The sequence below is a fragment of the Kosakonia sp. SOY2 genome (assembly GCF_027109175.1).
Taxonomy (GTDB): domain Bacteria; phylum Pseudomonadota; class Gammaproteobacteria; order Enterobacterales; family Enterobacteriaceae; genus Kosakonia.
In genome coordinates, this window is sequence record NZ_JAPVXH010000005.1 from 172,539 (window position 1) to 195,345 (window position 22,807).

The 22,807-nt window shown below is 55.2% G+C and carries 25 protein-coding genes; 18 read left to right on the forward strand and 7 right to left on the reverse strand.

Going from position 1 to position 22,807, the window contains the following annotated elements; translation table 11 throughout:
• Positions 1-30 precede the first annotated feature (30 nt).
• The 10 genes from purA to O3S68_RS20985 all read left to right on the forward strand — a co-directional run bounded on the left by purA (position 31) and on the right by O3S68_RS20985 (position 9,708).
• Positions 31-1,329, forward strand: a complete 1,299-nt coding sequence (gene purA, locus O3S68_RS20940) for an adenylosuccinate synthase (protein ID WP_269232387.1) — start codon at positions 31-33, stop codon at positions 1,327-1,329.
• 151 nt (positions 1,330-1,480) lie between these two features.
• Positions 1,481-1,906: a nitric oxide-sensing transcriptional repressor NsrR gene (gene nsrR, locus O3S68_RS20945; protein ID WP_020456234.1), complete on the forward strand. Its 426-nt coding sequence runs from the start codon at positions 1,481-1,483 to the stop codon at positions 1,904-1,906.
• A 38-nt stretch (positions 1,907-1,944) separates the two neighbouring features.
• The gene (gene rnr / locus O3S68_RS20950) at positions 1,945-4,380 is read left to right on the forward strand and encodes a ribonuclease R (protein ID WP_269232388.1); all 2,436 of its coding nucleotides are present in this window, start codon (positions 1,945-1,947) and stop codon (positions 4,378-4,380) included.
• 472 nt (positions 4,381-4,852) lie between these two features.
• Positions 4,853-5,587: a 23S rRNA (guanosine(2251)-2'-O)-methyltransferase RlmB gene (gene rlmB / locus O3S68_RS20955; RefSeq protein WP_045513728.1), complete on the forward strand. Its 735-nt coding sequence runs from the start codon at positions 4,853-4,855 to the stop codon at positions 5,585-5,587.
• A 126-nt stretch (positions 5,588-5,713) separates the two neighbouring features.
• Positions 5,714-6,115, forward strand: coding sequence for a YjfI family protein (locus O3S68_RS20960; RefSeq protein ID WP_045513726.1), 402 nt, complete (start codon positions 5,714-5,716; stop codon positions 6,113-6,115).
• A 20-nt stretch (positions 6,116-6,135) separates the two neighbouring features.
• Positions 6,136-6,834 (forward strand): PspA/IM30 family protein, encoded by a 699-nt coding sequence (locus tag O3S68_RS20965; protein ID WP_020456238.1) that lies wholly within the window; start codon positions 6,136-6,138, stop codon positions 6,832-6,834.
• Positions 6,834-7,493, forward strand: coding sequence for a DUF2491 family protein (locus tag O3S68_RS20970; protein ID WP_020456239.1), 660 nt, complete (start codon positions 6,834-6,836; stop codon positions 7,491-7,493). Before O3S68_RS20965 ends, O3S68_RS20970 begins: the two co-directional genes overlap by 1 nt.
• A 14-nt stretch (positions 7,494-7,507) precedes the next feature.
• Positions 7,508-7,906: a DUF350 domain-containing protein gene (locus O3S68_RS20975; RefSeq protein ID WP_020456240.1), complete on the forward strand. Its 399-nt coding sequence runs from the start codon at positions 7,508-7,510 to the stop codon at positions 7,904-7,906.
• Positions 7,907-7,915: 9 nt separating this feature from the next.
• Positions 7,916-8,542: a DUF1190 domain-containing protein gene (locus tag O3S68_RS20980; protein ID WP_269232389.1), complete on the forward strand. Its 627-nt coding sequence runs from the start codon at positions 7,916-7,918 to the stop codon at positions 8,540-8,542.
• Positions 8,543-8,544: 2 nt separating this feature from the next.
• Positions 8,545-9,708: a glutathionylspermidine synthase family protein gene (locus O3S68_RS20985; RefSeq protein ID WP_160271310.1), complete on the forward strand. Its 1,164-nt coding sequence runs from the start codon at positions 8,545-8,547 to the stop codon at positions 9,706-9,708.
• A 40-nt stretch (positions 9,709-9,748) separates the two neighbouring features.
• On the opposite strand, the gene O3S68_RS20990 is transcribed toward O3S68_RS20985, so the two are convergent.
• Positions 9,749-11,038 carry an MFS transporter gene (locus tag O3S68_RS20990; protein WP_269232390.1) on the reverse strand — a complete coding sequence of 430 codons (1,290 nt, stop codon included), beginning with the start codon at positions 11,036-11,038 and terminating at the stop codon, positions 9,749-9,751.
• A gap of 193 nt (positions 11,039-11,231) precedes the next feature.
• On the opposite strand from O3S68_RS20990, the gene O3S68_RS20995 reads away from it, so the two are divergent.
• The gene (locus O3S68_RS20995) at positions 11,232-12,851 is read left to right on the forward strand and encodes an isovaleryl-CoA dehydrogenase (RefSeq protein WP_269232391.1); all 1,620 of its coding nucleotides are present in this window, start codon (positions 11,232-11,234) and stop codon (positions 12,849-12,851) included.
• Here the strand turns inward: O3S68_RS20995 and O3S68_RS21000 are convergent.
• From O3S68_RS21000 to bsmA, 3 genes are all read right to left on the reverse strand, one after another.
• Complete coding sequence (locus O3S68_RS21000; protein WP_160271307.1) at positions 12,848-14,782, reverse strand: methyl-accepting chemotaxis protein; 1,935 nt, start codon at positions 14,780-14,782, stop codon at positions 12,848-12,850. The genes O3S68_RS20995 and O3S68_RS21000 overlap by 4 nt on opposite strands.
• 169 nt (positions 14,783-14,951) lie before the next feature.
• Positions 14,952-15,239: a DUF1471 family protease activator YjfN gene (gene yjfN, locus O3S68_RS21005; RefSeq protein WP_020456246.1), complete on the reverse strand. Its 288-nt coding sequence runs from the start codon at positions 15,237-15,239 to the stop codon at positions 14,952-14,954.
• Between the two features lie 123 nt (positions 15,240-15,362).
• Positions 15,363-15,692, reverse strand: coding sequence for a biofilm peroxide resistance protein BsmA (gene bsmA, locus O3S68_RS21010; RefSeq protein WP_044489546.1), 330 nt, complete (start codon positions 15,690-15,692; stop codon positions 15,363-15,365).
• 187 nt (positions 15,693-15,879) lie between these two features.
• Between bsmA and yjfP the strand changes: the two genes are divergently transcribed.
• Complete coding sequence (yjfP, locus tag O3S68_RS21015) at positions 15,880-16,629, forward strand: esterase (protein ID WP_269232392.1); 750 nt, start codon at positions 15,880-15,882, stop codon at positions 16,627-16,629.
• Here yjfP and O3S68_RS21020 read toward each other — a convergent pair.
• Both O3S68_RS21020 and yjfY read right to left on the reverse strand, forming a co-directional pair.
• Entirely contained in the window at positions 16,626-17,807 is a 1,182-nt protein-coding gene (locus tag O3S68_RS21020; protein WP_045513718.1) for an MFS transporter, read from the reverse strand. The genes yjfP and O3S68_RS21020 overlap by 4 nt on opposite strands.
• Before the next feature lie 156 nt (positions 17,808-17,963).
• Positions 17,964-18,236, reverse strand: coding sequence for a DUF1471 family protein YjfY (gene yjfY / locus O3S68_RS21025; protein ID WP_045513716.1), 273 nt, complete (start codon positions 18,234-18,236; stop codon positions 17,964-17,966).
• 343 nt (positions 18,237-18,579) lie between these two features.
• Here yjfY and rpsF point away from each other — a divergent pair, with 343 nt between their 5' ends.
• From rpsF to O3S68_RS21050, 5 genes are all read left to right on the forward strand, one after another.
• The gene (rpsF, locus tag O3S68_RS21030) at positions 18,580-18,975 is read left to right on the forward strand and encodes a 30S ribosomal protein S6 (protein ID WP_020456251.1); all 396 of its coding nucleotides are present in this window, start codon (positions 18,580-18,582) and stop codon (positions 18,973-18,975) included.
• Between the two features lie 6 nt (positions 18,976-18,981).
• The gene (gene priB, locus O3S68_RS21035; protein WP_017459147.1) at positions 18,982-19,296 is read left to right on the forward strand and encodes a primosomal replication protein N; all 315 of its coding nucleotides are present in this window, start codon (positions 18,982-18,984) and stop codon (positions 19,294-19,296) included.
• Positions 19,297-19,300: 4 nt separating this feature from the next.
• Positions 19,301-19,528: a 30S ribosomal protein S18 gene (gene rpsR / locus O3S68_RS21040; protein ID WP_000135199.1), complete on the forward strand. Its 228-nt coding sequence runs from the start codon at positions 19,301-19,303 to the stop codon at positions 19,526-19,528.
• A 41-nt stretch (positions 19,529-19,569) separates the two neighbouring features.
• Positions 19,570-20,019 (forward strand): 50S ribosomal protein L9, encoded by a 450-nt coding sequence (gene rplI, locus O3S68_RS21045; RefSeq protein WP_017459146.1) that lies wholly within the window; start codon positions 19,570-19,572, stop codon positions 20,017-20,019.
• Positions 20,020-20,294: 275 nt separating this feature from the next.
• Positions 20,295-21,224, forward strand: a complete 930-nt coding sequence (locus O3S68_RS21050) for a DMT family transporter (protein WP_269232393.1) — start codon at positions 20,295-20,297, stop codon at positions 21,222-21,224.
• 20 nt (positions 21,225-21,244) lie between these two features.
• Here O3S68_RS21050 and O3S68_RS21055 read toward each other — a convergent pair whose 3' ends face one another.
• Positions 21,245-21,907, reverse strand: coding sequence for a LysM-like peptidoglycan-binding domain-containing protein (locus O3S68_RS21055; RefSeq protein WP_269232394.1), 663 nt, complete (start codon positions 21,905-21,907; stop codon positions 21,245-21,247).
• Positions 21,908-22,170: 263 nt separating this feature from the next.
• Between O3S68_RS21055 and fklB the strand changes: the two genes are divergently transcribed.
• Positions 22,171-22,791 (forward strand): FKBP-type peptidyl-prolyl cis-trans isomerase, encoded by a 621-nt coding sequence (gene fklB, locus O3S68_RS21060; RefSeq protein WP_020456255.1) that lies wholly within the window; start codon positions 22,171-22,173, stop codon positions 22,789-22,791.
• Positions 22,792-22,807: the final 16 nt, after the last annotated feature.

The window sequence follows — 22,807 nt, forward strand, 5'->3', positions numbered from 1 at the left end:
CATTTTTAAGCAAACGGTGATTTTGAAAAAATGGGTAACAACGTCGTCGTACTGGGCACCCAATGGGGTGACGAAGGTAAAGGGAAGATTGTTGATCTTCTGACTGAACGGGCTAAATATGTTGTACGCTACCAGGGCGGTCACAACGCAGGCCATACTCTCGTAATCAACGGTGAAAAAACCGTCCTCCATCTTATTCCATCAGGCATTCTTCGCGAAAACGTCACCAGCATCATCGGTAACGGCGTTGTGCTGTCTCCCGCTGCGCTGATGAAAGAGATGAAAGAACTGGAAGACCGTGGTATCCCGGTTCGCGAACGTCTGCTGCTCTCTGAAGCATGTCCGTTAATCCTTGATTATCATGTGGCGCTGGACGTGGCGCGTGAAAAAGCACGCGGCGCGAAAGCTATCGGTACTACCGGTCGCGGTATCGGCCCGGCGTACGAAGATAAAGTCGCTCGTCGCGGTCTGCGCGTCGGCGATCTGTTCGATAAAGCCACTTTCGCCGACAAACTGAAAGAAGTGATTGAGTATCACAACTTCCAGCTGGTGAATTTCTACAAAGTGGAAGCGGTTGACTACCAGAAAGTGCTGGACGATGTGATGGCAATTGCCGACATCCTGACCGCAATGGTGGTGGACGTTTCCGATCTGCTGGATCAGGCGCGTAAACGCGGCGACTTCGTGATGTTCGAAGGCGCGCAGGGGACGTTGCTGGATATCGATCACGGCACCTATCCGTACGTGACCTCCTCCAATACCACCGCTGGTGGTGTAGCGACGGGTTCCGGCCTTGGCCCGCGTTACGTGGATTACGTGCTCGGCATTATTAAAGCTTACTCCACGCGTGTAGGCGCGGGTCCGTTCCCGACCGAGCTGTTCGACGATATCGGTGAGTTCCTCTGTAAGCAGGGTAACGAATATGGCGCCACTACGGGTCGCCGTCGTCGTACCGGCTGGCTGGACGCGGTTGCTGTACGTCGCGCAGTGCAGATCAACTCCCTGTCTGGCTTCTGCCTGACCAAGCTGGACGTGCTGGATGGTCTGAAAGAGGTGAAAATCTGCGTTGCTTACCGCATGCCGGATGGCCGCGAAGTCACCACTACGCCGCTGGCGGCTGACAACTGGGAAGGTATCGAGCCGATTTACGAAACCATGCCAGGCTGGTCTGAATCGACCTTTGGTGTCAAAGATCGCAGCGGTCTGCCGCAGGCTGCGCTGAATTACATCAAACGCATTGAAGAACTTACCGGCGTGCCGATCGACATTATCTCCACCGGTCCGGATCGTACTGAAACCATGATTCTGCGCGATCCGTTCGACGCATAATGTGGTTTAAGGGCGCGTAAATCGCGCCCTTTTTCTTCGCTTTTTTCACCCTTCCGTTCAAATAAATTAGCGACCTGACAGGTGGCTGGTTTATCATCAATAGTGTCAATACCTGCGGGTATCTCATCTTTTTCCCTTTTATGAGGTTGATGTGCAGTTAACAAGCTTTACCGATTACGGCTTGCGCGCCCTGATTTACATGGCGTCGCTGCCGGCAGGACAAATGACCAGCATTACTGAAGTTACAGAAACGTATGGCGTGTCCCGTAATCATATGGTCAAGATAATCAATCAGCTGAGCCGTGAAGGCTACGTCGCGGCCGTCCGTGGGAAAAACGGTGGGATCCGGCTGGGGAAACCCGCGCAGGATATTCGTATTGGTGATGTTGTCCGCTCGCTGGAGCCGCTGGCGCTGGTCAATTGCAGCAGTGAGTTTTGCCATATTACCAGTGCCTGTCGCCTGAAAAAGGCGCTTGCCAAAGCTGTGCAAAGTTTTCTTAAGGAGCTGGATAACTACACGCTGGCCGATTTGGTTGAAGAGAATCAACCGCTTTACAAATTATTGCTGGTGGAATGACGAAAATTTCCACCAGAGCTGACAACGGAGGAACCGCAATGTCACAAGATCCTTTCCTCGAACGCGAATCTGAAAAATATACCAACCCCATTCCCAGCCGCGAATTCATCCTCGATCACTTAGCCAAACGCGAAAAACCAGCCAGCCGGGATGAACTGGCCATCGAACTCAATATCGAAGGTGAAGAGCAACAAGAAGCGCTGCGCCGCCGTCTGCGCGCTATGGAGCGCGACGGGCAATTAGTCTTTACCCGCCGTCAGTGCTACGCCTTACCGGAACGTCTCGATCTGCTCAAAGGCGTGGTGATTGGTCACCGCGACGGCTATGGTTTTCTGCGCGTTGAAGGCCGCAAAGACGATCTTTATCTCTCCAGCGAGCAGATGAAAATGTGTATTCACGGCGATCAGGTACTGGCGCAACCGCTGGGCGCGGATCGTAAAGGCCGCCGCGAAGCGCGTATCGTACGCGTGCTGGTGCCGAAAACCGGGCAGATCGTTGGCCGCTACTTTACCGACGCAGGTGTCGGTTTTGTCGTGCCGGATGATAGCCGCATGAGTTTCGACATTCTTATCCCGCCTGAAGAGATTATGGGCGCGCGCATGGGCTTTGTGGTGGTCGTTGAGCTGACGCAGCGTCCAACCCGCCGCACGAAAGCGATTGGTAAAATCGTCGAGGTGCTTGGCGACAACATGGGTACCGGCATGGCGGTCGATATGGCGCTGCGCACCCATGAAATTCCGTACCAGTGGCCGCCGGAAGTGGAAAAACAGGTCGCCGGGCTGAAAGAGCAAGTACCGGAAGAGGCCAAAGTCGGGCGTGTAGATTTACGCGATCTGCCGCTGGTGACCATTGATGGCGAAGACGCCCGCGACTTCGACGATGCTGTTTACTGCGAGAAGAAACGCGGCGGTGGCTGGCGCTTGTGGGTGGCGATTGCCGATGTGAGCTATTACGTACGTCACGGCACCGCGCTTGATAACGAAGCCCGTAACCGTGGCACATCGGTTTACTTTCCATCGCAAGTAGTGCCGATGCTGCCGGAAGTGCTGTCAAACGGTCTGTGCTCGCTGAACCCGCAAGTGGATCGCCTGTGCATGGTCTGTGAAATGACCGTCTCCTCAAAAGGGCGCTTAACCGGCTTTAAATTCTACGAAGCGGTGATGAGCTCCCACGCACGTCTGACCTACACCAAAGTGTGGCATATGTTGCAGGGCGATCAGGAACTGCGTGAGCAGTACGCGCCGCTGGTGAAACACATCGAAGAGCTGCATAACCTGTATAAAGTGCTCGATCAGGCGCGCGCTGAGCGCGGCGGCATCTCGTTTGAGAGCGAAGAAGCGAAGTTTATCTTCAACGCCGAGCGCCGCATTGAGCGTATTGAGCAGACTCAGCGTAACGATGCGCACAAACTGATTGAAGAGTGCATGATCCTCGCCAACATCTCCGCAGCACGTTTTGTGGAGAAAGCCGACGAGCCGGCGCTGTTCCGTATTCACGATAAACCGACCAACGATGCGATCACCGCGTTCCGCTCCGTGCTTGCCGAGCTGGGTCTGGAGCTGCCGGGCGGCAATAAACCGGAGCCGCGCGATTACGCCGAGCTGCTGGAATCGATTGCCGATCGCCCGGATCACGAAATGCTGCAAACTATGCTGCTGCGCTCGATGAAACAGGCGATCTACGATCCGGAAAACCGCGGTCACTTCGGCCTGGCGCTGCAATCTTATGCGCACTTCACTTCACCGATTCGCCGCTACCCGGATTTATCACTGCACCGCGCCATTAAATATTTACTGGCGAAAGAGCAGGGGCTAAAGGGCAACAGCACCGAAACTGGCGGCTGGCACTACAGCATGGAAGAGGTGCTGCAACTGGGTCAGCACTGTTCGATGACCGAACGCCGCGCCGATGAAGCCACTCGTGATGTTTCGGACTGGCTGAAATGCGACTTTATGCAGGATCAGGTCGGCAACACCTTCCCGGGCGTTATCGCCAGCGTTACCGGCTTCGGTTTCTTCGTGCGGCTCGACGATCTGTTTATCGATGGGCTGGTGCATGTCTCTTCGCTGGACAACGACTACTACCGCTTCGATCAGATCGGTCAGCGCCTGATTGGCGAATCCGGCGGACAGACGTATCGCCTCGGCGATCGGGTGCAGGTAAAAGTCGAAGCGGTCAATATGGATGAGCGCAAGATCGACTTCTCGCTGATCTCCAGTGAGCGCAGCCCGCGTAACGTGGGGAAAACCGAGCGTGAAAGAGCGAAAAAAGGTTCGGCAGGCAAAAACGGCTCTGCGAAAAAGCCGCCGCGTCGCCAGATGGGGAAAAAAGTGAATTTCGAGCCAGACAGCGCCTTCCGTAGTGAAGGTGGAAAAGGCAAAGCGAAAAAAGCCAAAAAACCGTCGGCGAAAACGCAGAAAATCGCCGCCGCGACCAAAGCGAAACGCGCGGCGAAAAAGAAAGCCGCGCAGTAATACCAGCAAAGCCCTTCCCGTGAAGGGCTTTTTTCTGCGTCACTTATTCAATACTCCACGGGTTGTTATCTTTTCTGAGCGGTTTACACCGATATTGGTGCGCGTATAAAACAGCCCTGGAAAATCGGCGCATTAGCTCAGTACGATTATCTGCCAGCCTGTTTTATCTCATTCGTCCTCCGGCATTTACCCGCTGCGTCATTAACTGAAGTGATGCATCACATCGCCACTCAACCTTTCGTGGTTTCCGGGAAACGCTGTTCAACAGTTACCGGGCAAAAGCGAAACCATTCCCTTTGTGCGGGCGAAACATCACGGTGCAGCGAAATTCCGCACTCCATACCACGTTCGGCAAAGCGGCAACTGAGCCCGCGGAGGTACTTTCTGCGGCGCGTGTCGGTTATAATGAGCGCAAGTGATGAGTGTCACGGCCCACATAACGCGGCGAAACCGCCCCAAATGAGTACCATCAATGAGTGAAATGATTTACGGCATCCATGCGGTGCAGGCCCTGCTGGAGCGCGCCCCGGAGCGTTTTCAGGAAGTGTTTATTCTGAAAGGCCGCGAGGACAAACGTCTGCTGCCGCTGATCCACGCGCTGGAAGCGCAGGGCGTGGTGATCCAGGTGGCGAACCGCCAGTATCTGGATGAAAAAAGCGAAGGCGCGGTGCACCAGGGGATCATTGCACGCGTGAAACCGGGGCGTCAGTACCAGGAAAACGATCTGCCGGATCTGATCGCCAGCCTCGAGCAACCCTTCTTTTTGATCCTCGATGGCGTCACCGATCCGCACAACCTGGGGGCCTGTTTGCGTAGCGCAGACGCGGCGGGTGTGCATGCGGTGATCGTGCCGAAGGACAAATCCGCGCAGCTGAATGCCACGGCAAAAAAAGTCGCCTGCGGCGCGGCAGAGAGCGTACCGTTGATCCGCGTGACCAACCTGGCGCGCACCATGCGCCTGTTGCAGGAAGAGAATATCTGGATTGTCGGCACAGCGGGCGAAGCCGATCACACCCTGTTCCAGAGCAAAATGACCGGGCGCATGGCGCTGGTAATGGGCGCGGAAGGTGAAGGTATGCGCCGCCTGACGCGTGAGCACTGTGATGAGCTGATCAGCATTCCGATGGCGGGCAGCGTGTCGTCGCTCAACGTCTCAGTCGCCACCGGCATCTGCTTGTTTGAAGCGGTGCGCCAGCGCGCGCTTTAAACTTCCAGCGCACGGTAAAACCACCCTTATTCGGGTGGTTTTTTTTGCCCAGAACACTGGTAGAATTTGCCGGCAGATATTTTCTCTTTTTACTTTTATTGCGATGGAATAATCAGGGTATAAATGATGGCATGGACTGTAGAGACACTTGGCGCGGCATTATTGCAATCATCGACGCTTACGTTAAATATCCAACACGAAGCTGATGCGTTAATTATTAAACTGGATGACTACGGCGATTTGCAATTAAATCTGTTGCTCACTTCCCGGCAGATAATTATTGAAACCTATATTTGTCCTTTAAGTGAAATTAAACAACAGGACGCTTTTAACGCCTTCCTGCTGCGCAATCAAAAACTTTTACCTTTATCGTCCGTTGGCATCTCGCCTGTCGGCGGGGAAGAGTATTATGTCGCCTTCGGCGCGCTGTCGCTTAACTCCTCGCTCGACGATATCCTGCTGGAAATCTCCACACTTGCGCAAAACGCGCTGGATCTTGCTGAACTAACCGATGATTTTACCCAATAACATTGTCAGGGAGTGGTTGTATGGGAATTTTAAAAAGCCTGTTTACGCTGGGTAAATCCTTTATTGCTCAGGCGGAAGAGTCGATTGAAGAGACGCAGGGCGTGCGCATGCTGGAGCAACACATTCGCGACGCGCGCGCTGAGCTGGATAAAGCGGGTAAATCCCGCGTCGACCTGCTGGCGCGCGTTAAGTTGAGCAACGACAAACTCAACGATTTGCGTGAGCGCAAAGCCAGCCTTGAAGCCCGCGCGCTGGAAGCGATGGCGAAAAATGTGGATGCCGGTTTGCTGAATGAAGTCGCCAGCGAAATCGCCCGTCTGGAAAATACCATTGCGGCGGAAGAACAAGTGCTGGCGAATCTTGAAACGTCGCGCGATGCCGTTGAAAAAGCGGTAACCGCCACGGCGCAACGTATTGAGCAGTTTGAGCAGCAACTGGAAGTGATTAAAGCCACCGATGCGATGCAGCGCGCGCAACAGGCTGTCACTACCTCCACCGTGGGCGCGTCCAACAATGTGGCCACGGCGGCAGAGTCCCTGAAACGCCTGCAGGCACGTCAGGCTGAACGCCAGGCCCGACTGGATGCGGCAACGCAGCTTGAAAAAGTGGCTGACGGACGCGATCTCGACGAAAAACTGGCGCAGGCCGGTATTGGCGGCAGCGATAAAACTTCGGCGCAGGATGTGCTGGCGCGTCTGCAACAGCAACAGAAACCGTGATGCTCTCTTTTCTGAAAAACCTGCTGGGGCGGCCTGATGCGGCGGCCCCGGTAAGAGGTCCGCTTGGGTTGCATCTGCACGCGGGTTTCACCATTGATACGCTGCTGTTTCGCCTGTGCGAAGAGGATTTGCTGGTTCAGCTTCCCGGCGAAGAGTACACCATTGGCGCGTGCGGGTCGTTCGATCTCGGCGCCGGATGCATGATTCATCGCTACTACACAACGGGCGATGAGTTCCTGCAAATCAGCACTTCGGGCGGTCTGGAAACGCACAATATCGATGACATCAAACTGTTTGTGTATGAAGAGAGCGCGGGGGTTTCCGGCGAAAAAGCCTGGCGCGATATGCTGAGCGCAAACGCGATGGGCAAACCCGTGCTCCGCTGGCGGGATTGCCAGTGGCAGCGCGTGTTTAACGCGGAAGAGCGGGGCGATATCGAACCGGTCTATACGCTGGAAACCGTCAATAACCACGCTGGCGCAAGCTGGGAAGTGCACAACTTTATGATGGCGTACCAGCGCGAAGTCACCGCTGACGTGTTCGAATATTTGCTGTTAAACGGCGAAGAGACCTTTAATGCGCAAAACCAGCCGGAGTGGATCTACTCGCGCGCGCTGGGCGTGGATATTCCGCTGACATCATTAAAGGTCATTGGTTAATTTTGGGAGTAGATATGCATATTCTCGGATCGCTGCTGGCGTTTTGCTCTTATTTTTTTATTGGCATTGCGATGGTGCTCTGTTTTCTTTTCGTTTATACGCGCATTACCCCGCACGATGAATGGCGATTAATTAAAGAGAATAATGTCGCCGCATCGTTAGCGTTTAGTGGTTCTCTGCTGGGCTATATTATTCCGCTTTCCAGCGCGGCGATTAACTCGGTGAGTATTCCGGATTATTTAATCTGGGGGGTTATTGCGCTGGTGGTGCAGTTACTTGTTTACGGCGGTGTACGTCTGTATATGCCGAAACTGAGCGACAAAATAATTAACAGCAATACTGCCGCCGGGTTATTTATGGGTGCGGCGGCACTGGCGGGTGGGATTTTTAATGCCGCCTGCATGACGTGGTAATGGAACATCATGGCCAGAAAGCGATCAAATCGGCAAAGAAACCCTATTCTTTCGCCTGCGCAGAGCCGCGCCCAGCGGCCCATTTTCACCCAGCCGAAAGAGCGTAAAAGCGGGCAATACCTGACGCTGGCGATTATGGGCGGCGCCGCCTTTTTTGCTTTAAAAAGCTGCAACGATCATAAAGACGATAACGACGGTGACGGGGTTTATTACACCTCGCAGCAGGATTGCGTTGACGACGGTAACGCTGCGCAGGTGTGTAACGATGCGTGGAACAATGCGCGCATGAACTTCGAGCAAGAGATCCCGCGCAATATGTCGCAGCCGTATTGCGTGCAGCAATACGATAATTGCTACTACGACAATATTGGCCAGCGCTGGATGCCAGTGCTCAGCGGTTTTCTGTTAAGCCAGGCCGTGCGCAAAGACCGTGATGAGCAATACAGCTACAGCAGCGGCGGCAGTTACTACGCTTCCCGCCCGGTGTGGCGCAACCGCGACGGAGATTACAGCTGGCGCTCCGGTGGGAGCAGCAGCGCGAGCAACCATTACGGTTACACCACCAAAAAGGCGACCACTTCATCACGTGGCGGTTTCGGGCGCTCTTCCAGCGCGCGCGGAAGCTGGGGAGGCTAACGATGCTGCGTCATGATGTTGCTGTGCGCCCGGATCTTGAGCGGATCGCCCGCGACCACGGCTTTGACTTCCATATCATTGATAACGAAGTTTACTGGGATGAGAGCCGTGCTTACCGTTTTACGCTGCGCCAGATTGAAGAGCAGATTGAAAAGCCGACCGCCGAACTGCATCAAATGTGCCTTGAGGTAGTGGATCGCGCCGTGGCGGACGAGGCGATCCTTCGCCAACTGGCGATCCCGCCGTTGTACTGGGATGCGATTGCCGCAAGCTGGCGCAACCGCGATCCGTCGCTCTACGGGCGAATGGATTTTGTCTGGTGCGGCAAAGACCCGGTGAAGTTGCTGGAATATAACGCTGATACGCCAACCTCGCTGTACGAATCCGCCTACTTCCAGTGGCTGTGGATGGAGGATGCGCGGCGTAACGGTACGCTCCCACGCGATGCCGATCAGTACAACGCGATTCAGGACAAGTTGATTGCCCGTTTCGCCGAGATCCAGAGTCGTCATCCGCTCTATTTTTGCTGCTGCAAAGGAACCGAGGAAGATCGCGGCACGGTGCTCTACCTGGAGGATTGCGCCCGCCAGGCCGGACTCGATACGCGGTTTATTTATATCGAAGACGTTGGGCTGGGGCTGGGCGGTGTATTGACGGATCTGGATGATAATGTCATTCGCCAGGCGTTTAAGCTCTATCCGCTTGAGTGGATGATGCGCGACGAAAACGGCCCCTTGTTGTGTAAACGCCGCGAGCGGTGGCTGGAACCGTTGTGGAAAAGCGTGCTCAGCAATAAGGGGCTACTGCCGCTGCTGTGGCGTTTCTTCCCCCATCATCCGAACCTGCTGCCCGCCTGGTTTGATGGGGAAAAGCCGCAAATCGCGGCGGGTGCCAGCTACGTGCGCAAGCCGCTGTTTTCCCGCGAAGGGGGCAATGTCACCCTTTTCGACGGGGCGCACAACGTGATTGACCATGAAGAGGGCGATTACGGCGAAGAACCGATGATCTACCAGGCTTTTCAGCCGCTGCCGCGCTTTGGCGACAGCTACACGCTGATTGGCAGTTGGGTGGTAGACGATGAAGCGGTCGGCATGGGCATCCGCGAAGATTGCACCTTGATTACCAAAGATACCTCGCGGTTTGTACCGCACTACATCGCCGGGTAATGCACCGCCCGGCAAGCGCAACGCGGCCGGGCAACGAACGTTACTCCTCAAGCGAGCGCAAATGGTCATCTTTTTTGAGCGTCATCAGCGCCACAATGCTGACTAACGCCGTTGCCATCACGTAATAGGCCGGGATATCGACATTTCCTGTCTCTTTGATAAGACCGGTGATGATTAACCCCGCGCAGCCGGAAAACAGCGCGTTCGACAGCGAATACGCCAGACCCAGCCCGGTATAACGCACGCGGGTTGGAAACATCTCCGCAAGCATCGCCGGGCCAGGTCCTGCCAGCATACCGACCAGACCGCCCGCTACCAGTACCACCACGGCTTTTATCGCCAGCGTGCTTGATTCCGCCTGCAGGATTTTCAGCAGCGGTAGCGCCAGGATCAGCAGCAGCGCGGTGGCAATCACCATCACCGTACGACGCCCGATGCGATCGCTCAGGATGCCGGAGGGAATGATCGTCACCGCAAAGCCAATATTGGATATCACCGCAATCAGCAGCGCCTGGTTAAAGCCGGTATGCAGCGCCGACTGTAAATACGCAGGCATGATCACAAGGTAGGTATAACCAGCGGCGGACCACACCATCACCCGGCCGATCCCCATGATGATGGCTTTGAACGTGTCGCTCAGCCGGGCGCGTTCGGTAACAGGATGCGCCTGCTGTTGCACAAAACTTGGCGTCTCCTCCATGCTCACCCGCAACCACAGCGCGACAACGCCCATCGGTAGCGCAAGGAAAAAGGGGATGCGCCAGCCCCAGTCATGCAACGCCTCTGGCGTCAGCAACACGGAAAGCAGCGCGACAATACCGGCACCTGCCAGCAGCCCCAGCGCCACGGTAAAAGATTGCCATGCGCCATACAGCCCGCGTTTGCCGCGCGGCGCGAACTCCGTCATTAGCGATACCGCGCCACCGTATTCGCCCCCGGCAAACAGCCCCTGCAAAATGCGCAAACCGGTAATAATGAGCGGCGCGGCGATGCCAATGCTGGCATACACCGGGACAAGACCAATTGCGGCGGTAGCGAGTGTCATCATCACCAGCACGATAATCAGCGTCGGCTTGCGGCCAATCCGGTCACCGATACGCCCGAACACCATTGCACCCAGTGGGCGGAAGAAAAAGGCGACGGCAAAGGAGGCATAAGTCAGGATCAGACTGGTGAGACCTGTTTCGCCCGAGAGTTGAAAGAAGTTTTTCGCAATTACGGTGGCGAGAAAGCCGTAGACCGCGAATTCGTACCACTCGATAAAGTTGCCGATCGAGCCGGCAATCAAAGCGCGTTTATGCGCATTCGGTGCGTGTTGGGAAGCTGGCATCAGGATTCTCTTTGGCAAGGTGAGAATAAATTATTCATCAGTAATCGCATTCGTGAAATATATTATTCTTATATTGTGTGAGCCGTTTCACGAATGATTACCGTCAAATTGCGGCCTTGTGAGCCTACTCCCATGCAGCGTTAGCGCGGGCTGTCCATACTTATCTTCATTGCCATTGAAGGAGGGAGACACGATGCACTGGCAGACGCATACCGTTTTTAACCAACCCATTCCGTTAAAAAACAGCAACCTTTTTCTTTCCGATCGCCCTTTGTGCGAGGCGGTGATGCGCGAAGGCGCGGCGTGGGACGCCGAGCTGCTCGCCAGCATTGGCCAACAATTGGGCGCGGCGGAATCGCTGGAGCTGGGAAGATTAGCCAACGCCAATCCCCCGGAGCTGCTGCGTTATGACACCACCGGCGAGCGGCTGGATGATGTCCGTTTTCACCCGGCGTGGCATCTGTTGATGCAGGGGCTGTGCGCCAACCGGGTGCATAACCTGGCCTGGGAAGAGGAGGCGCGCGTCGGTTCTTTTGTCGCGCGGGCGGCGCGGTTTGTGCTGCACGCCCAGGTTGAATCCGGCACCTTGTGCCCCATCACCATGACTTTCGCGGCCACGCCGCTGCTGCAACAGGCCTTGCCGATGCCTTTTCATGACTGGTTAAAACCGCTGTTGAGCGACCGTTACGATCCTCATTTAGCGCCGGGCAACCAGAAACGCGGCCTGCTGATTGGTATGGGAATGACCGAAAAACAGGGCGGAACGGATGTACTGAGCAATACCACCCGAGCGGAAAAAAGCGGGGATGAATACCGGCTGGTGGGACATAAATGGTTCTTTTCCGTACCGCAAAGTGATGCACATCTGGTGCTGGCACAGGCCAAAGGCGGGCTCTCCTGCTTTTTTGTACCGCGCTTTCTGCCTGGCGGTCAGCGTAACGGCGTGCGGCTTGAGCGTCTGAAAGAGAAACTCGGCAACCGTTCCAATGCCAGTAGCGAAGCGGAGTTTTGCGATGCCAGCGGCTGGCTGCTTGGCGAAGAGGGCGACGGCGTGCGGCAGATCCTCAAAATGGGTGGGCTGACGCGCTTTGATTGCGCGCTGGGAAGCCATGGGCTGATGCGCCGCGCCTTTTCGGTGGCGCTCTATCACGCACACCGGCGTCAGGCGTTTGGTAAAAACCTGGTCGATCAGCCGCTGATGCGTCATGTGCTGAGCAGGATGGCGCTGGAACTGGAGGGGCAAACCACTATGCTGTTTCGCCTCGCCCGCGCATGGGACAGCCGCCGCAATGAGCAAGACGCGCTCTTTGCGCGTCTGTTTACTCCGGTGGCGAAATTTGCGGTCTGTAAGGGCGGGATCCCGTTTGTCGCCGAAGCGATGGAAGTGCTTGGCGGTATCGGCTATTGCGAGGAGAGCGAGTTACCGCGCTTGTATCGCGAAATGCCGGTCAATAGCATCTGGGAAGGTTCCGGCAACGTCATGTGCCTGGATGTGCTGCGCGTGCTGGGTAAACAGCCGGGGATAGTGGATTTGCTCAGTGACGATTTTGCGACGGTGAAAGGGCAGGATCGCCATTTTGATCGCGCATGGCGACAGCTTCAGCAGCGGCTACGCAGACCGGATGAAGCGCAGGGAAGGGAGATAACGCAACTGCTTTGGCGGCTGGGAACAGGAGCGCAAATGCTGCGCCACGCATCGCCGCCGATCGCGCAGGCGTGGTGCCAGATGATGCTGGATACCCGTGGCACGTCGCCGATTGGCGAGCAGGTGCAAAATGACCTGCTGCTACGCGCCACGGGGGCGGCAAATTAATCCATCTTCAGGCGGAACAGGCTTACCAGCTCGCTCAGGTGCGCGCCTTTTTCCCGCAACGTACGGGCCGTCTCCTCGCTTTGCGAAACGCGCCCGGCGTTGACGTGCGTGGCGTCGCCGATGTGCGTCATCGCCAGGTTAACCTGGTTGATGCCCGCTGATTGCTCGTGGGAGGCATGGTTAATTTCATGCACCAGCTGGTTGATCTGATCCATGTGGCTGATGATCGATTGCATGGCAACACGTGTGGCTTCTGACTGGGAATGTCCTTCGCTCACCTTTTTCAGCGTGTCACCAATCAGCGCTTCAATCTCTTTCACCGCGTTGGCGCTGCGCGCCGCCAGGGCGCGAACTTCCTGGGCAACTACGGCGAAACCTTTACCATGTTCCCCTGCGCGCGCGGCTTCTACCGCGGCGTTGAGCGCCAGGATATTGGTCTGGAAAGCGATGGATTCAATCACATGGGTAATGTCGGCAATGCGCTGTGATGCTGCGCGAATGTCTTCCATTGTCGCCACGGAGTGATCGACGGTTTTCCCGCCTTTTTGCACCGCGTCGGTGGTTTCATTCACCAGGCTTTGCGTTTGTTCCATGTTGGCGGCGTTTTGCTGCACGGTGGCGGCAAGCTGCTCCATGCTGGCGGAGGTCTCTTCCACGCTGCTGGCTTGCTTGTTGATCTGCTCGCTGATTTCGCCGCTGTCGGCGGCCAGCGCGTTGGTGCCGAGGTTAATTTCGGCGGCGGATTCGCGCACCTGCAACACAATCTTGTGCAGCCCGTCGCCAATGCCGTTAATGGCTTCGATCAACTGCCCGACTTCATCGTGGCGATCCACCACCAGGGTGGCGCGCAAATCGCCTGCCGAATACTGCTGAGCGAGTTCGATAACATTACGCAGCGGGCGGCTGAGCCAGCGGCGAATAATCACCACAAACAGCGCGGCAAACAGCAGGGAAACCACGATACCAGCCAGCAGGAACTGGTTACGCATGGTGGTGACATCGCGCAGCAGTACGGCTTTGTCGACTTCGCCAACCACTGTCCAGTTCCAGCCGGGCAGCACGGTGTAGGACATCAGCAATGTGCGGCCGTCTGCGCTCTGGCGCGCCAGCGTACCGCTGCTGTTTGTCAGCAAGGTTTGCAGATCTTTTTCATCCCACTGCGGGCGTTTGCCTTCGTCGGTATCGTGGAACAGATAGTTGCCGTAATTCTTGCCCTGGTTGCGATCAAGCACGAAGAAATGGCCGCTTTCACCCAGCTTACGACCGAGGATCTTATTGCGCATCACCTCCCACGAACGGGAGATATCAACGCCAACAAACAGAATGGCAATGGTGTTGCCGCTGGCGTCTTTCACCGGTTGGTATTGGGTGATATAGCGTTTGCCAAACAGCAGCGCCAGACCGCGATAGACTTCACCTTTCATTACCGGCGCAAAAGCCGGGCTGGCTTTATCCAGCTTTGTGCCGATGGCGCGATCGCCGTTCTCTTTGCGCAGTGATGTTGCGACACGCACAAAGTCGTCACCGCTGCGCACGAATAGCGTCGCGATGGCGCTGGTTCGGTTGAGGAAATCGTCCGGGATAGCGTTGTTGTTATGCAGTTCAGTATCGCCGCCTTTGAAGAGCGGCACATCGATACCGTTAATCTCGCGGCGCTGCTGTGAATCAACCGCGAGCGGCTGTGGCAGAAAACTGCTGAACAAGCGCGTGTAGCTCTCCACCTCATCACTGAGACTACTGTTGAACATTTCAACCATATCCACCACCCCGGTAGACTGGCTATGCAGGTCTTCCATGGCCAGCGTTTCCAGCTGTTGGCTGGCTTTATTGCTCATCAGAAAAGTGAATAAGAGGAAAAGCGTTGCAACGCTTGCGCCAGTCAGAAGTGACAATTTTGCACCGAGGCCGGTGCGGCGAAAAAAGGCGCTCATAATTTGTCCGTTGTTCTGTGTATGAGGCTCCTTCAACGGCACAATTGCGATAACATTTAGTTTGTCAATGTAACAAAATGTTACATCGATGTATCCTTACAATAACATAATCTTAATGATTGTAGGGGCATAAAAAAGCCACCAGATTTAGGTGGCTTTTTACGACGGCTCAGGCGTACAAAATGGCCTGCACTCGCCAGTTGTCAACTTGTTGATCTTCCTGCATTCGCACAATGCGATACCAGGAGGCGCCCTGTTCATCTGCTTTTAACGCGATAACCCGCTCAACGTCCTGTAGGCTCCCTGAGACATTATTGACGGAGATAAGACCGATTTCGTTTAATCCCGTCACGCAGTCAGCGCTGGCGAACTCTGCAGGCTGCGCTGTTGTATTTAGCAAACCGGTAGAAAGCAACAGTGAGTTTAAAGCAAGAGATCGTTTCATAGTCAGCTCCATTTTACGTTACCCCGATAGTGTGCAGGGCTTCCTTTCGCGCAACGGATTCGAAAAATCCTATTGTGCACAGGAGAACATCAATGGACGCAAAGCAATGTAAATGTCCTGAAAATCAACGCCTCGCTACTGTTTATACAGCAGGGCGCGTCCGAACCAACGACCAGGAATTATGGTGTCATCCATCATGATGATGACGTAATAATTGGCGCCGGCGGCCACGGCTTTGGCTTTGATTGCGTCTTCCACGTCCATGGGAGAACCCAGTACCGTTACGCTAACGGCACCAATCTCGCGGAGATCCTGCGTTTGATTACGGCGGATTTCCTGCGGATGGTCGCTAACCGGCGGTGCAGATTGCGGCTTACCTTCCAGCACTGCGCAGCCGCTTAATAACAAGGCGAACAGTAAGCACGGTAAAGCACGCATGGTTTTCTCATCTCTCCTGATTGCCATAGTGTAGTTCCTGGTGAATTTCCGTTTGGGGGAATGTTCCCGAAATGTTATCCCGAGCACTAATTTCGAATGAAAGTGTTTTGAAAGCGTAAGCTATCTCTCAACGTCGTCAGATGCTCATGCGAAATCTGACTTGCGCCACCCTGTCGCCAGTGGCATACCAGCACTATAGATCAAGGAGGGAGTAATGATTGAACTTCAGGTTGAACAATTTGCAGGTATCGAAACTCTGCATGCCTTCCCGGCGGGAAAACGCGGCGAACCGCTGCCTTGTGTCGTGTTTTATCACGGTTTCACCTCATCAAAGCTGGTCTACAGCTACTTTGCCGTGGCGCTGGCGCAAGCCGGTTTCCGCGTGGTGATGCCGGATGCGCCGGATCATGGTGCGCGCTTTAGCGGCGATGTTGAGCGGCGTTTGCACCGGTTCTGGCAAATTCTGCGTGGCAATATTGAAGAGTTCGCCGCGCTGCGCGACGCGCTGGAGCGCCTTGAATTGATTGATAACCGGCGGCTGGCGATCGGTGGTGCGTCAATGGGCGGGATGACTGCGCTGGGCATTATGACCCAACACCCGGAAGTGCGCTGCGTCGCAAGCCTGATGGGCTCCGGCTATTTCACCACGCTTGCGCGTACGCTTTTCCCGCCGCTGGTCGTGACCACGCCGGAACAGCAATATGAATTCAACGTGATTATTGATCCACTCTCACAGTGGGACGTCAGTACGCAACTGGCGCGTATCGCCGATCGCCCGCTGCTGCTGTGGCACGGTGAGCAGGATGATGTGGTGCCAGCAGCGGAATCTTTCCGTTTACAGCAAGCATTGCAGGAACAGGGGCTGGACACCAATCTCACTTACCAGTGGGAAGCCGGGGTAACGCACCGTATTACCCCGCAAGCGCTGAGTGCAACAACGGACTTTTTTAGCCGTTATCTTTAAGCCGTTCGGCGCAAGCGCATAACCACCAGCGCGAGCACACAGATGATGGCTCCCGCCCAGAAGGTTGACGCCGCACCGTGGGTTTCCCACAAAACGCCGGCACCGAGGCTTGCCAGCAGCAGCGCAACACCGCTGAGTAAATTGAACATGCCAAACGCCGTGCCGCGCAGTTCCGCTGGCGCGGTATCGGCAACCATGGTCGCGAGCAAGCCTTGCGTCATGCCCATATGCACACCCCACAGTGCGACACCGAGCAGCAATGTGCTCCAGTGCTGGCTGAGCGCCAGCGCCATATCCGCGAAGATCAGTACCACCAGACCCAGCTGTAGTAACCGGCTGTGGCTGATGCGGTCTGACAGTTTGCCAAACGGATAGGCGGTGACCGAGTAGACCAGGTTCATGGCGACCATCACCAGCGGAATGGTCGCCAGCGGGATCTCCAGCTGCTGGGCGCGCAGCACCAAAAATGCTTCGCTAAAGCGGGCGAGGGTAAAGATAAAACCGAGCGCCACCACCCACCAGTAAGCACGGCTTAACCGTTTGAGATTTTCGCGGCGAATGGGATTGGTGCGCTTATGGGTGATGGGGGTTTTCGGTTCGTGCAGGCCAAAGAATAACAGCGCGACCGCCAGCACTCCGGGGATCACCGCGATCCAGAATACGGCCTGAAAGTCGTCATTCCACAACAGCATCAATGCGACCGCCAGCAATGGCCCGAGGAACGCGCCAACGGTGTCCAGCGACTGGCGCAACCCAAACGCCGCGCCGCGGATTTCCGTCGGGGTGACATCGGCAACCAGCGCATCGCGCGGCGCCCCGCGAATACCTTTGCCAAGCCGATCCATCATGCGTGCGCCGAACACCAGGCCGGACGTTGAGGCCAGCGCAAACAGCGGCTTGCTTAATGCGCCCATGCCATAACCCAGCAGCGCCAGCCCTTTGCGTTTGCCGATGTAGTCGCTGAACATGCCGGAAAAGACTTTAATCATCAGCGCGGTGGCTTCCGCCAGCCCTTCAATCAGGCCAATAATCACGACGCTTGTGCCGAGCGTCGTGGCCATAAACAGCGGCAGCAAGCTGTGGATCATCTCCGAGGAGATATCCATCAACATACTGACGCCGCCTAATACCCAGACGCCTGCAGGTATGCGACCTAACGTTGAAAACCGCTTGAACATTGCTTTCCCCGCAACTTTTCATCACCGCAGCCAAAACGCTATTAAACCTGCCGGAAAGGGGGTTGATAAGGGGGATAAAAAAAGAATTCTCACGTCGGTGAGCGGCCCCAATGCGGGGCCGCAAATGCAAGAGGGACTGGCCTGTAAAAGGTATAATTAGCGGTAGATAAACGCGCTGGCGTGCAGGTTGCCGTTGCTCCCTGGCTCATGAGTGAGCTCTGCACGGTAATATTTGGCGCTGTGGGCGTCGGCCTCGTCATTGAGCGCCTCGTCAGCTTCATGCTCAGTAGCGAAGTTATGATTGATATAGATAACGCCTAAGCTGTGCACATCATCCATGTTGCGGGCTTGCTGGTTGTTGAGTTTAATTGCCGCTGCGGCATTGGCGCTAAGCAGCAAGGTTGTTAATAATATTGCGATGTATTTCATGATGTTATGCTCCGATAAAACGTCGTTTTTTAGTTTTTTAACATCTCTCCTCCTTATGTTTGAGGCCTGTTTAAAGTGTACGCGTCAGCCCAAAAAGGTATCGCGACCATTTCTGATGCTGTCGTTCAAAAAATTGCCGTAATGCGTTGTGCTTAATTTTAATTCGCCAGGCGCGCTTCTCTTTGCGCTTAGTGCGAATTATTTGTGCAATTGCCTTGAGTTTGGCAGGGGACATCAGTATTATGACGCGTCAATTTTTCAGCCGACCTTTAACACGTTCCTTGCCTCCCCGGGATTCGGCTGACCCAGACAGGAGGCTGAATAATCCGTAAGGAGCAATTCGATGCGTCATTACGAAATCGTTTTTATGGTCCATCCTGACCAGAGCGAACAGGTTCCGGGCATGATCGAACGTTACACTGGTGCAATCACTGCAGCAGAAGGTACGATCCACCGTCTGGAAGACTGGGGCCGCCGTCAGCTGGCTTACCCGATCAACAAACTGCACAAAGCACACTACGTTCTGATGAACGTTGAAGCTCCGCAGGAAGTGATCGATGAGCTGGAAACAAACTTCCGCTTCAACGATGCCGTTATTCGCAGCATGGTTATGCGTACTAAACACGCTGTTACCGAAGCATCTCCGATGGTTAAAGCGAAAGACGAGCGCCGTGAGCGTCGCGATGATTTCGCTAACGAAACCGCAGATGATGCAGATGCTGGGGATTCTGAAGAGTAATTACTGATGGCCAACCGCCTGGTGTTGTCCGGCACAGTGTGCAGGGCGCCGCTTCGTAAGGTCAGCCCGTCAGGAATTCCTCACTGCCAGTTCGTGCTTGAGCACCGTTCTGTGCAGGAGGAAGCCGGTTTCCACCGGCAGGCGTGGTGCCAAATGCCTGTAATAATCAGCGGGCAGGAGAACCAGGCCATTACTCACAGTATAACGGTCGGCAGCGCAGTAACTGTTCAGGGGTTCATCAGTTGCCACAAGGCAAAGAACGGCTTGAGCAAAATGGTTCTGCATGCCGAGCAGATTGAATTGATAGATTCTGGAGACTAGCCAAATGGCACGTTATTTCCGTCGTCGCAAGTTCTGCCGTTTCACCGCGGAAGGCGTTCAAGAGATCGACTATAAAGATATCGCTACGCTGAAAAACTACATCACCGAAAGCGGTAAGATTGTCCCGAGCCGTATCACCGGTACCCGTGCAAAATATCAGCGCCAGCTGGCACGCGCTATCAAACGCGCTCGCTACCTGTCCCTGCTGCCGTACACTGATCGTCATCAGTAATCGGTCACGGTCCATTAATACGACTTTGAGAGGATAAGGTAATGCAAGTTATTCTGCTTGATAAAGTAGCAAACCTGGGTAGCCTGGGTGATCAGGTTAACGTTAAAGCGGGCTACGCTCGTAACTTCCTGGTACCGCAGGGTAAAGCTGTTCCGGCTACCAAGAAAAACGTTGAGTATTTCGAAGCACGTCGCGCTGAACTGGAAGCCAAACTGGCTGACGTTCTGGCGGCTGCTAACGCTCGCGCTGAAAGCATCAACGCACTGGGCTCTGTTACCATCGCGTCTAAATCTGGCGACGAAGGTAAACTGTTCGGTTCCATCGGTACTCGCGACATCGCTGACGCTGTAACTGCAGCTGGCGTGAAAGTTGCGAAGAGCGAAGTTCGCCTGCCGAACGGCGTTCTGCGTACTGTTGGTGAGCACGAAGTGGACTTCCAGGTTCACAGCGAAGTATTCGCTAAACTGACTGTAAACGTTGTTGCTGAGTAATTCGTTACTCACAGCAATGCCCCTAAGTAGTTCGGGCTTGCAGGCAGGCGGCAAGTAAGTGAATCTCCAGGAACTTAGATAACTAAGTTCCTGAGATGAACGAATGCAGCCAACGCATCTGCAACACGAAATACGACTGGGAATGAAACGCCGGCCTTGTGCCGGCGTTTTGCTTTTCAGGCCTCGCAGAACAGGCCATTGTGGCTTGTTTAATCTCGCATTCTGACGCATCCTCAGGTAATAATTGAAACGCAATTTTATCTTTGAGATTTGTCATGGAAACCGCTCTGCCCGCGTCCGTTTTTGCCCGCCGCAATGTGGCTTACGCCTGCGCCACGCTCTGTTGTCTGCTCTGGGGTAGCTCCTACCCGGCCATTAAAAACGGCTACGAACTCTTTCACATCGCCACCGACGATATCCCGTCAAAGGTGGTATTTGCCGGTTACCGTTTCCTGTTTGCAGGGGTATTGCTGCTGCTGTTCGCCCTGGCGCAGCGCAAACCGATTGGCAGGTTATCGGCTACGCAGTTTGGGCAACTGACGGTGCTCGGGTTAACGCAAACGACCCTGCAATACACCTTCTTCTATATTGGTCTTGCTTATACTACCGGCGTAAACGGGTCGATCATGAATGCGACCGGCACCTTCTTCAGCGTGCTGTTGGCGCACTTTATCTATCAAAACGACAAGCTCAGCTACAACAAAAGCCTCGGCTGTATTCTGGGCTTTGCCGGCGTCATGCTGGTGAACTTCCACAGCGGTATGCGTGACTTTGTTTTTATCTGGAACGGCGACGGTTTCATTGTGCTGGCGGCGTTTATCCTTTCTGCCGCCACGCTGTATGGCAAACGTATTTCCCAGACAGTAGATCCCACGGTGATGACCGGCTGGCAGTTGGCTATCGGCGGCATTGCGCTGCTGATTGGCGGCTATCTGTCGGGGGGAACGCTGGAAGTGCATAGCCTCAGCGCGGTCGCGATCCTCGGTTATCTTACGCTGCTGTCTGCGGTGGCTTTTGCGCTGTGGAGCATGCTGCTGAAAGTGAACCGCGTCAGCATGATCGCGCCGTTCAATTTCGTGATACCGGTTGCCGGTACGGTGCTCTCCGCCATTTTCCTCGGTGAAAATATTCTTGATATCAAATACGCGGTCGCGCTGGTACTGGTCTGCTCAGGGATCTGGTGGGTCAATAAACGAGCCGGGTAACAGGTACCCGGCATAGTGGCTTAACGTGCGCGGATAAAGCTGCCGTCCGGCTGGCGGGTAAACAGCACCGGCTGGCCGCCGGTTTCGATGGTCAGCCCGGTTACTACGCCGTTAGCGTTCTGGCGAATTTTCACCATCTGGCCGCTTTGCAGGGTGCTCAGCGGTTTACCGTCACCTTCCACTTTGGCCATCGCATAGACATCGGTTGGCGGCAGGTTGTGATCGCGGAACAGTTGCGCCAGCGTTTTCCCCTCTTCAACACGGTAAGCGCGCCACTGCTGCTCGATGCCGCTGGAAGAGGGCAGCGTGTTCTGCGCTACATGCTGACGCGGTTGCTGCACCGGTTGCTGTTGCTCTACGGCTTGTTGCTGCTGCATTGATTCTTCCGCGCTCGGCGCGGTCTGCTGCGGCTCACTCACCACCTGCGGCGGTGTGGGTTCCGCTGTGGAAGGTTGCGGCTGTGAAGAGGCAGGAAGATTGAGTTGCGCTTCGCGAGCACCGGATGGCGTAGTGGAGCGGTTGCTGTCGTCAGTTGACGGTAACAGAAAACCGATAACCACCAGCAAAGCCGCGAGGATCAGGCCGCGACGGTGCAATGGCGGGAGCGGATCCATCAGGCGAAAATGGTCCGGGGCTTGCCAGATTTTCACCAGGGTAGGTTTCAGTTCAAATCGCCCGGGCATGGCTTTCCTCCTGCTCCGCGTCATTTAATGTCCTGTCTCGTTGAGTATATACACTTTATCCCGCCACCGCGGCGTACGCCGTTTTTAACTGCCTGAAAGTCGACAAAAAGCTGCATTTTGTGACCGCAATTCGGGATAAATCTTACTTGCTGTATTCTTTCCCTTTCCCTGCGATTTGTCATCTTTCCTGCGACAAAGTTTTACCCGGTGCAGCGCGGCTGTTATGCTGCGCGCTACCTTAAAAAGCGATGAAAGGAAAACCCATGACAACCCCAACTTTTGACACGATCGAAGCGCAAGCCAGCTACGGCATTGGTTTGCAGGTAGGACAGCAGCTGAGCGAATCCGGGTTAGAGGGGCTGTTACCGGAAGCGCTGGTCGCAGGCATCGCTGATGCACTGGAAGGCAAACAACCCGCTGTTCCGGTAGATGTTGTACATCGTGCGCTGCGTGAAATTCACGAGCGTGCCGACGCTGTGCGTCGTTCCCGTTTCGAAGAGATGGCGGCGGAAGGCGTGAAATATCTGGAAGAGAACCGCGAGCGTGAAGGCGTGAACAGCACCGAATCCGGTCTGCAATTCCGCGTTATTACCCAGGGCGAAGGCGCTATCCCGGCGCGTACCGACCGTGTACGTGTGCACTACACCGGTAAACTGATTGATGGCAGCGTGTTCGACAGCTCCGTTGCGCGCGGCGAACCGGCTGAATTCCCGGTTAACGGCGTGATTGCTGGCTGGATCGAAGCCCTGACGCTGATGCCGGTGGGTTCCAAATGGGAACTGACTATTCCGCACAACCTCGCGTACGGCGAGCGCGGCGCTGGCGCGTCTATTCCGCCGTTCAGCACGCTGGTATTTGAAGTGGAACTGCTGGAAATCCTGTAATTCTCCGCATAAATGC

Coding starts and splice junctions, on each gene's coding strand:
- yjfP (WP_269232392.1), top strand. CDS start 15,880: ATGATTGAACTTCAGGTTGAACAATTTGCAGGTATCGAAACTCTGCAT.
- O3S68_RS21050 (WP_269232393.1), top strand. CDS start 20,295: ATGGAAACCGCTCTGCCCGCGTCCGTTTTTGCCCGCCGCAATGTGGCT.
- fklB (WP_020456255.1), top strand. CDS start 22,171: ATGACAACCCCAACTTTTGACACGATCGAAGCGCAAGCCAGCTACGGC.
- bsmA (WP_044489546.1), bottom strand. CDS start 15,692: ATGGCAATCAGGAGAGATGAGAAAACCATGCGTGCTTTACCGTGCTTA.
- O3S68_RS20990 (WP_269232390.1), bottom strand. CDS start 11,038: ATGCCAGCTTCCCAACACGCACCGAATGCGCATAAACGCGCTTTGATT.
- purA (WP_269232387.1), top strand. CDS start 31: ATGGGTAACAACGTCGTCGTACTGGGCACCCAATGGGGTGACGAAGGT.
- rlmB (WP_045513728.1), top strand. CDS start 4,853: ATGAGTGAAATGATTTACGGCATCCATGCGGTGCAGGCCCTGCTGGAG.
- O3S68_RS20995 (WP_269232391.1), top strand. CDS start 11,232: ATGCACTGGCAGACGCATACCGTTTTTAACCAACCCATTCCGTTAAAA.
- O3S68_RS21000 (WP_160271307.1), bottom strand. CDS start 14,782: ATGAGCGCCTTTTTTCGCCGCACCGGCCTCGGTGCAAAATTGTCACTT.
- rplI (WP_017459146.1), top strand. CDS start 19,570: ATGCAAGTTATTCTGCTTGATAAAGTAGCAAACCTGGGTAGCCTGGGT.
- O3S68_RS20985 (WP_160271310.1), top strand. CDS start 8,545: ATGCTGCGTCATGATGTTGCTGTGCGCCCGGATCTTGAGCGGATCGCC.
- O3S68_RS20970 (WP_020456239.1), top strand. CDS start 6,834: ATGCTCTCTTTTCTGAAAAACCTGCTGGGGCGGCCTGATGCGGCGGCC.
- O3S68_RS21055 (WP_269232394.1), bottom strand. CDS start 21,907: ATGCCCGGGCGATTTGAACTGAAACCTACCCTGGTGAAAATCTGGCAA.
- O3S68_RS20965 (WP_020456238.1), top strand. CDS start 6,136: ATGGGAATTTTAAAAAGCCTGTTTACGCTGGGTAAATCCTTTATTGCT.
- yjfY (WP_045513716.1), bottom strand. CDS start 18,236: ATGAAATACATCGCAATATTATTAACAACCTTGCTGCTTAGCGCCAAT.
- priB (WP_017459147.1), top strand. CDS start 18,982: ATGGCCAACCGCCTGGTGTTGTCCGGCACAGTGTGCAGGGCGCCGCTT.
- O3S68_RS21020 (WP_045513718.1), bottom strand. CDS start 17,807: ATGTTCAAGCGGTTTTCAACGTTAGGTCGCATACCTGCAGGCGTCTGG.
- yjfN (WP_020456246.1), bottom strand. CDS start 15,239: ATGGAGCTGACTATGAAACGATCTCTTGCTTTAAACTCACTGTTGCTT.
- rnr (WP_269232388.1), top strand. CDS start 1,945: ATGTCACAAGATCCTTTCCTCGAACGCGAATCTGAAAAATATACCAAC.
- O3S68_RS20975 (WP_020456240.1), top strand. CDS start 7,508: ATGCATATTCTCGGATCGCTGCTGGCGTTTTGCTCTTATTTTTTTATT.
- O3S68_RS20960 (WP_045513726.1), top strand. CDS start 5,714: ATGGCATGGACTGTAGAGACACTTGGCGCGGCATTATTGCAATCATCG.
- rpsF (WP_020456251.1), top strand. CDS start 18,580: ATGCGTCATTACGAAATCGTTTTTATGGTCCATCCTGACCAGAGCGAA.
- O3S68_RS20980 (WP_269232389.1), top strand. CDS start 7,916: ATGGCCAGAAAGCGATCAAATCGGCAAAGAAACCCTATTCTTTCGCCT.
- rpsR (WP_000135199.1), top strand. CDS start 19,301: ATGGCACGTTATTTCCGTCGTCGCAAGTTCTGCCGTTTCACCGCGGAA.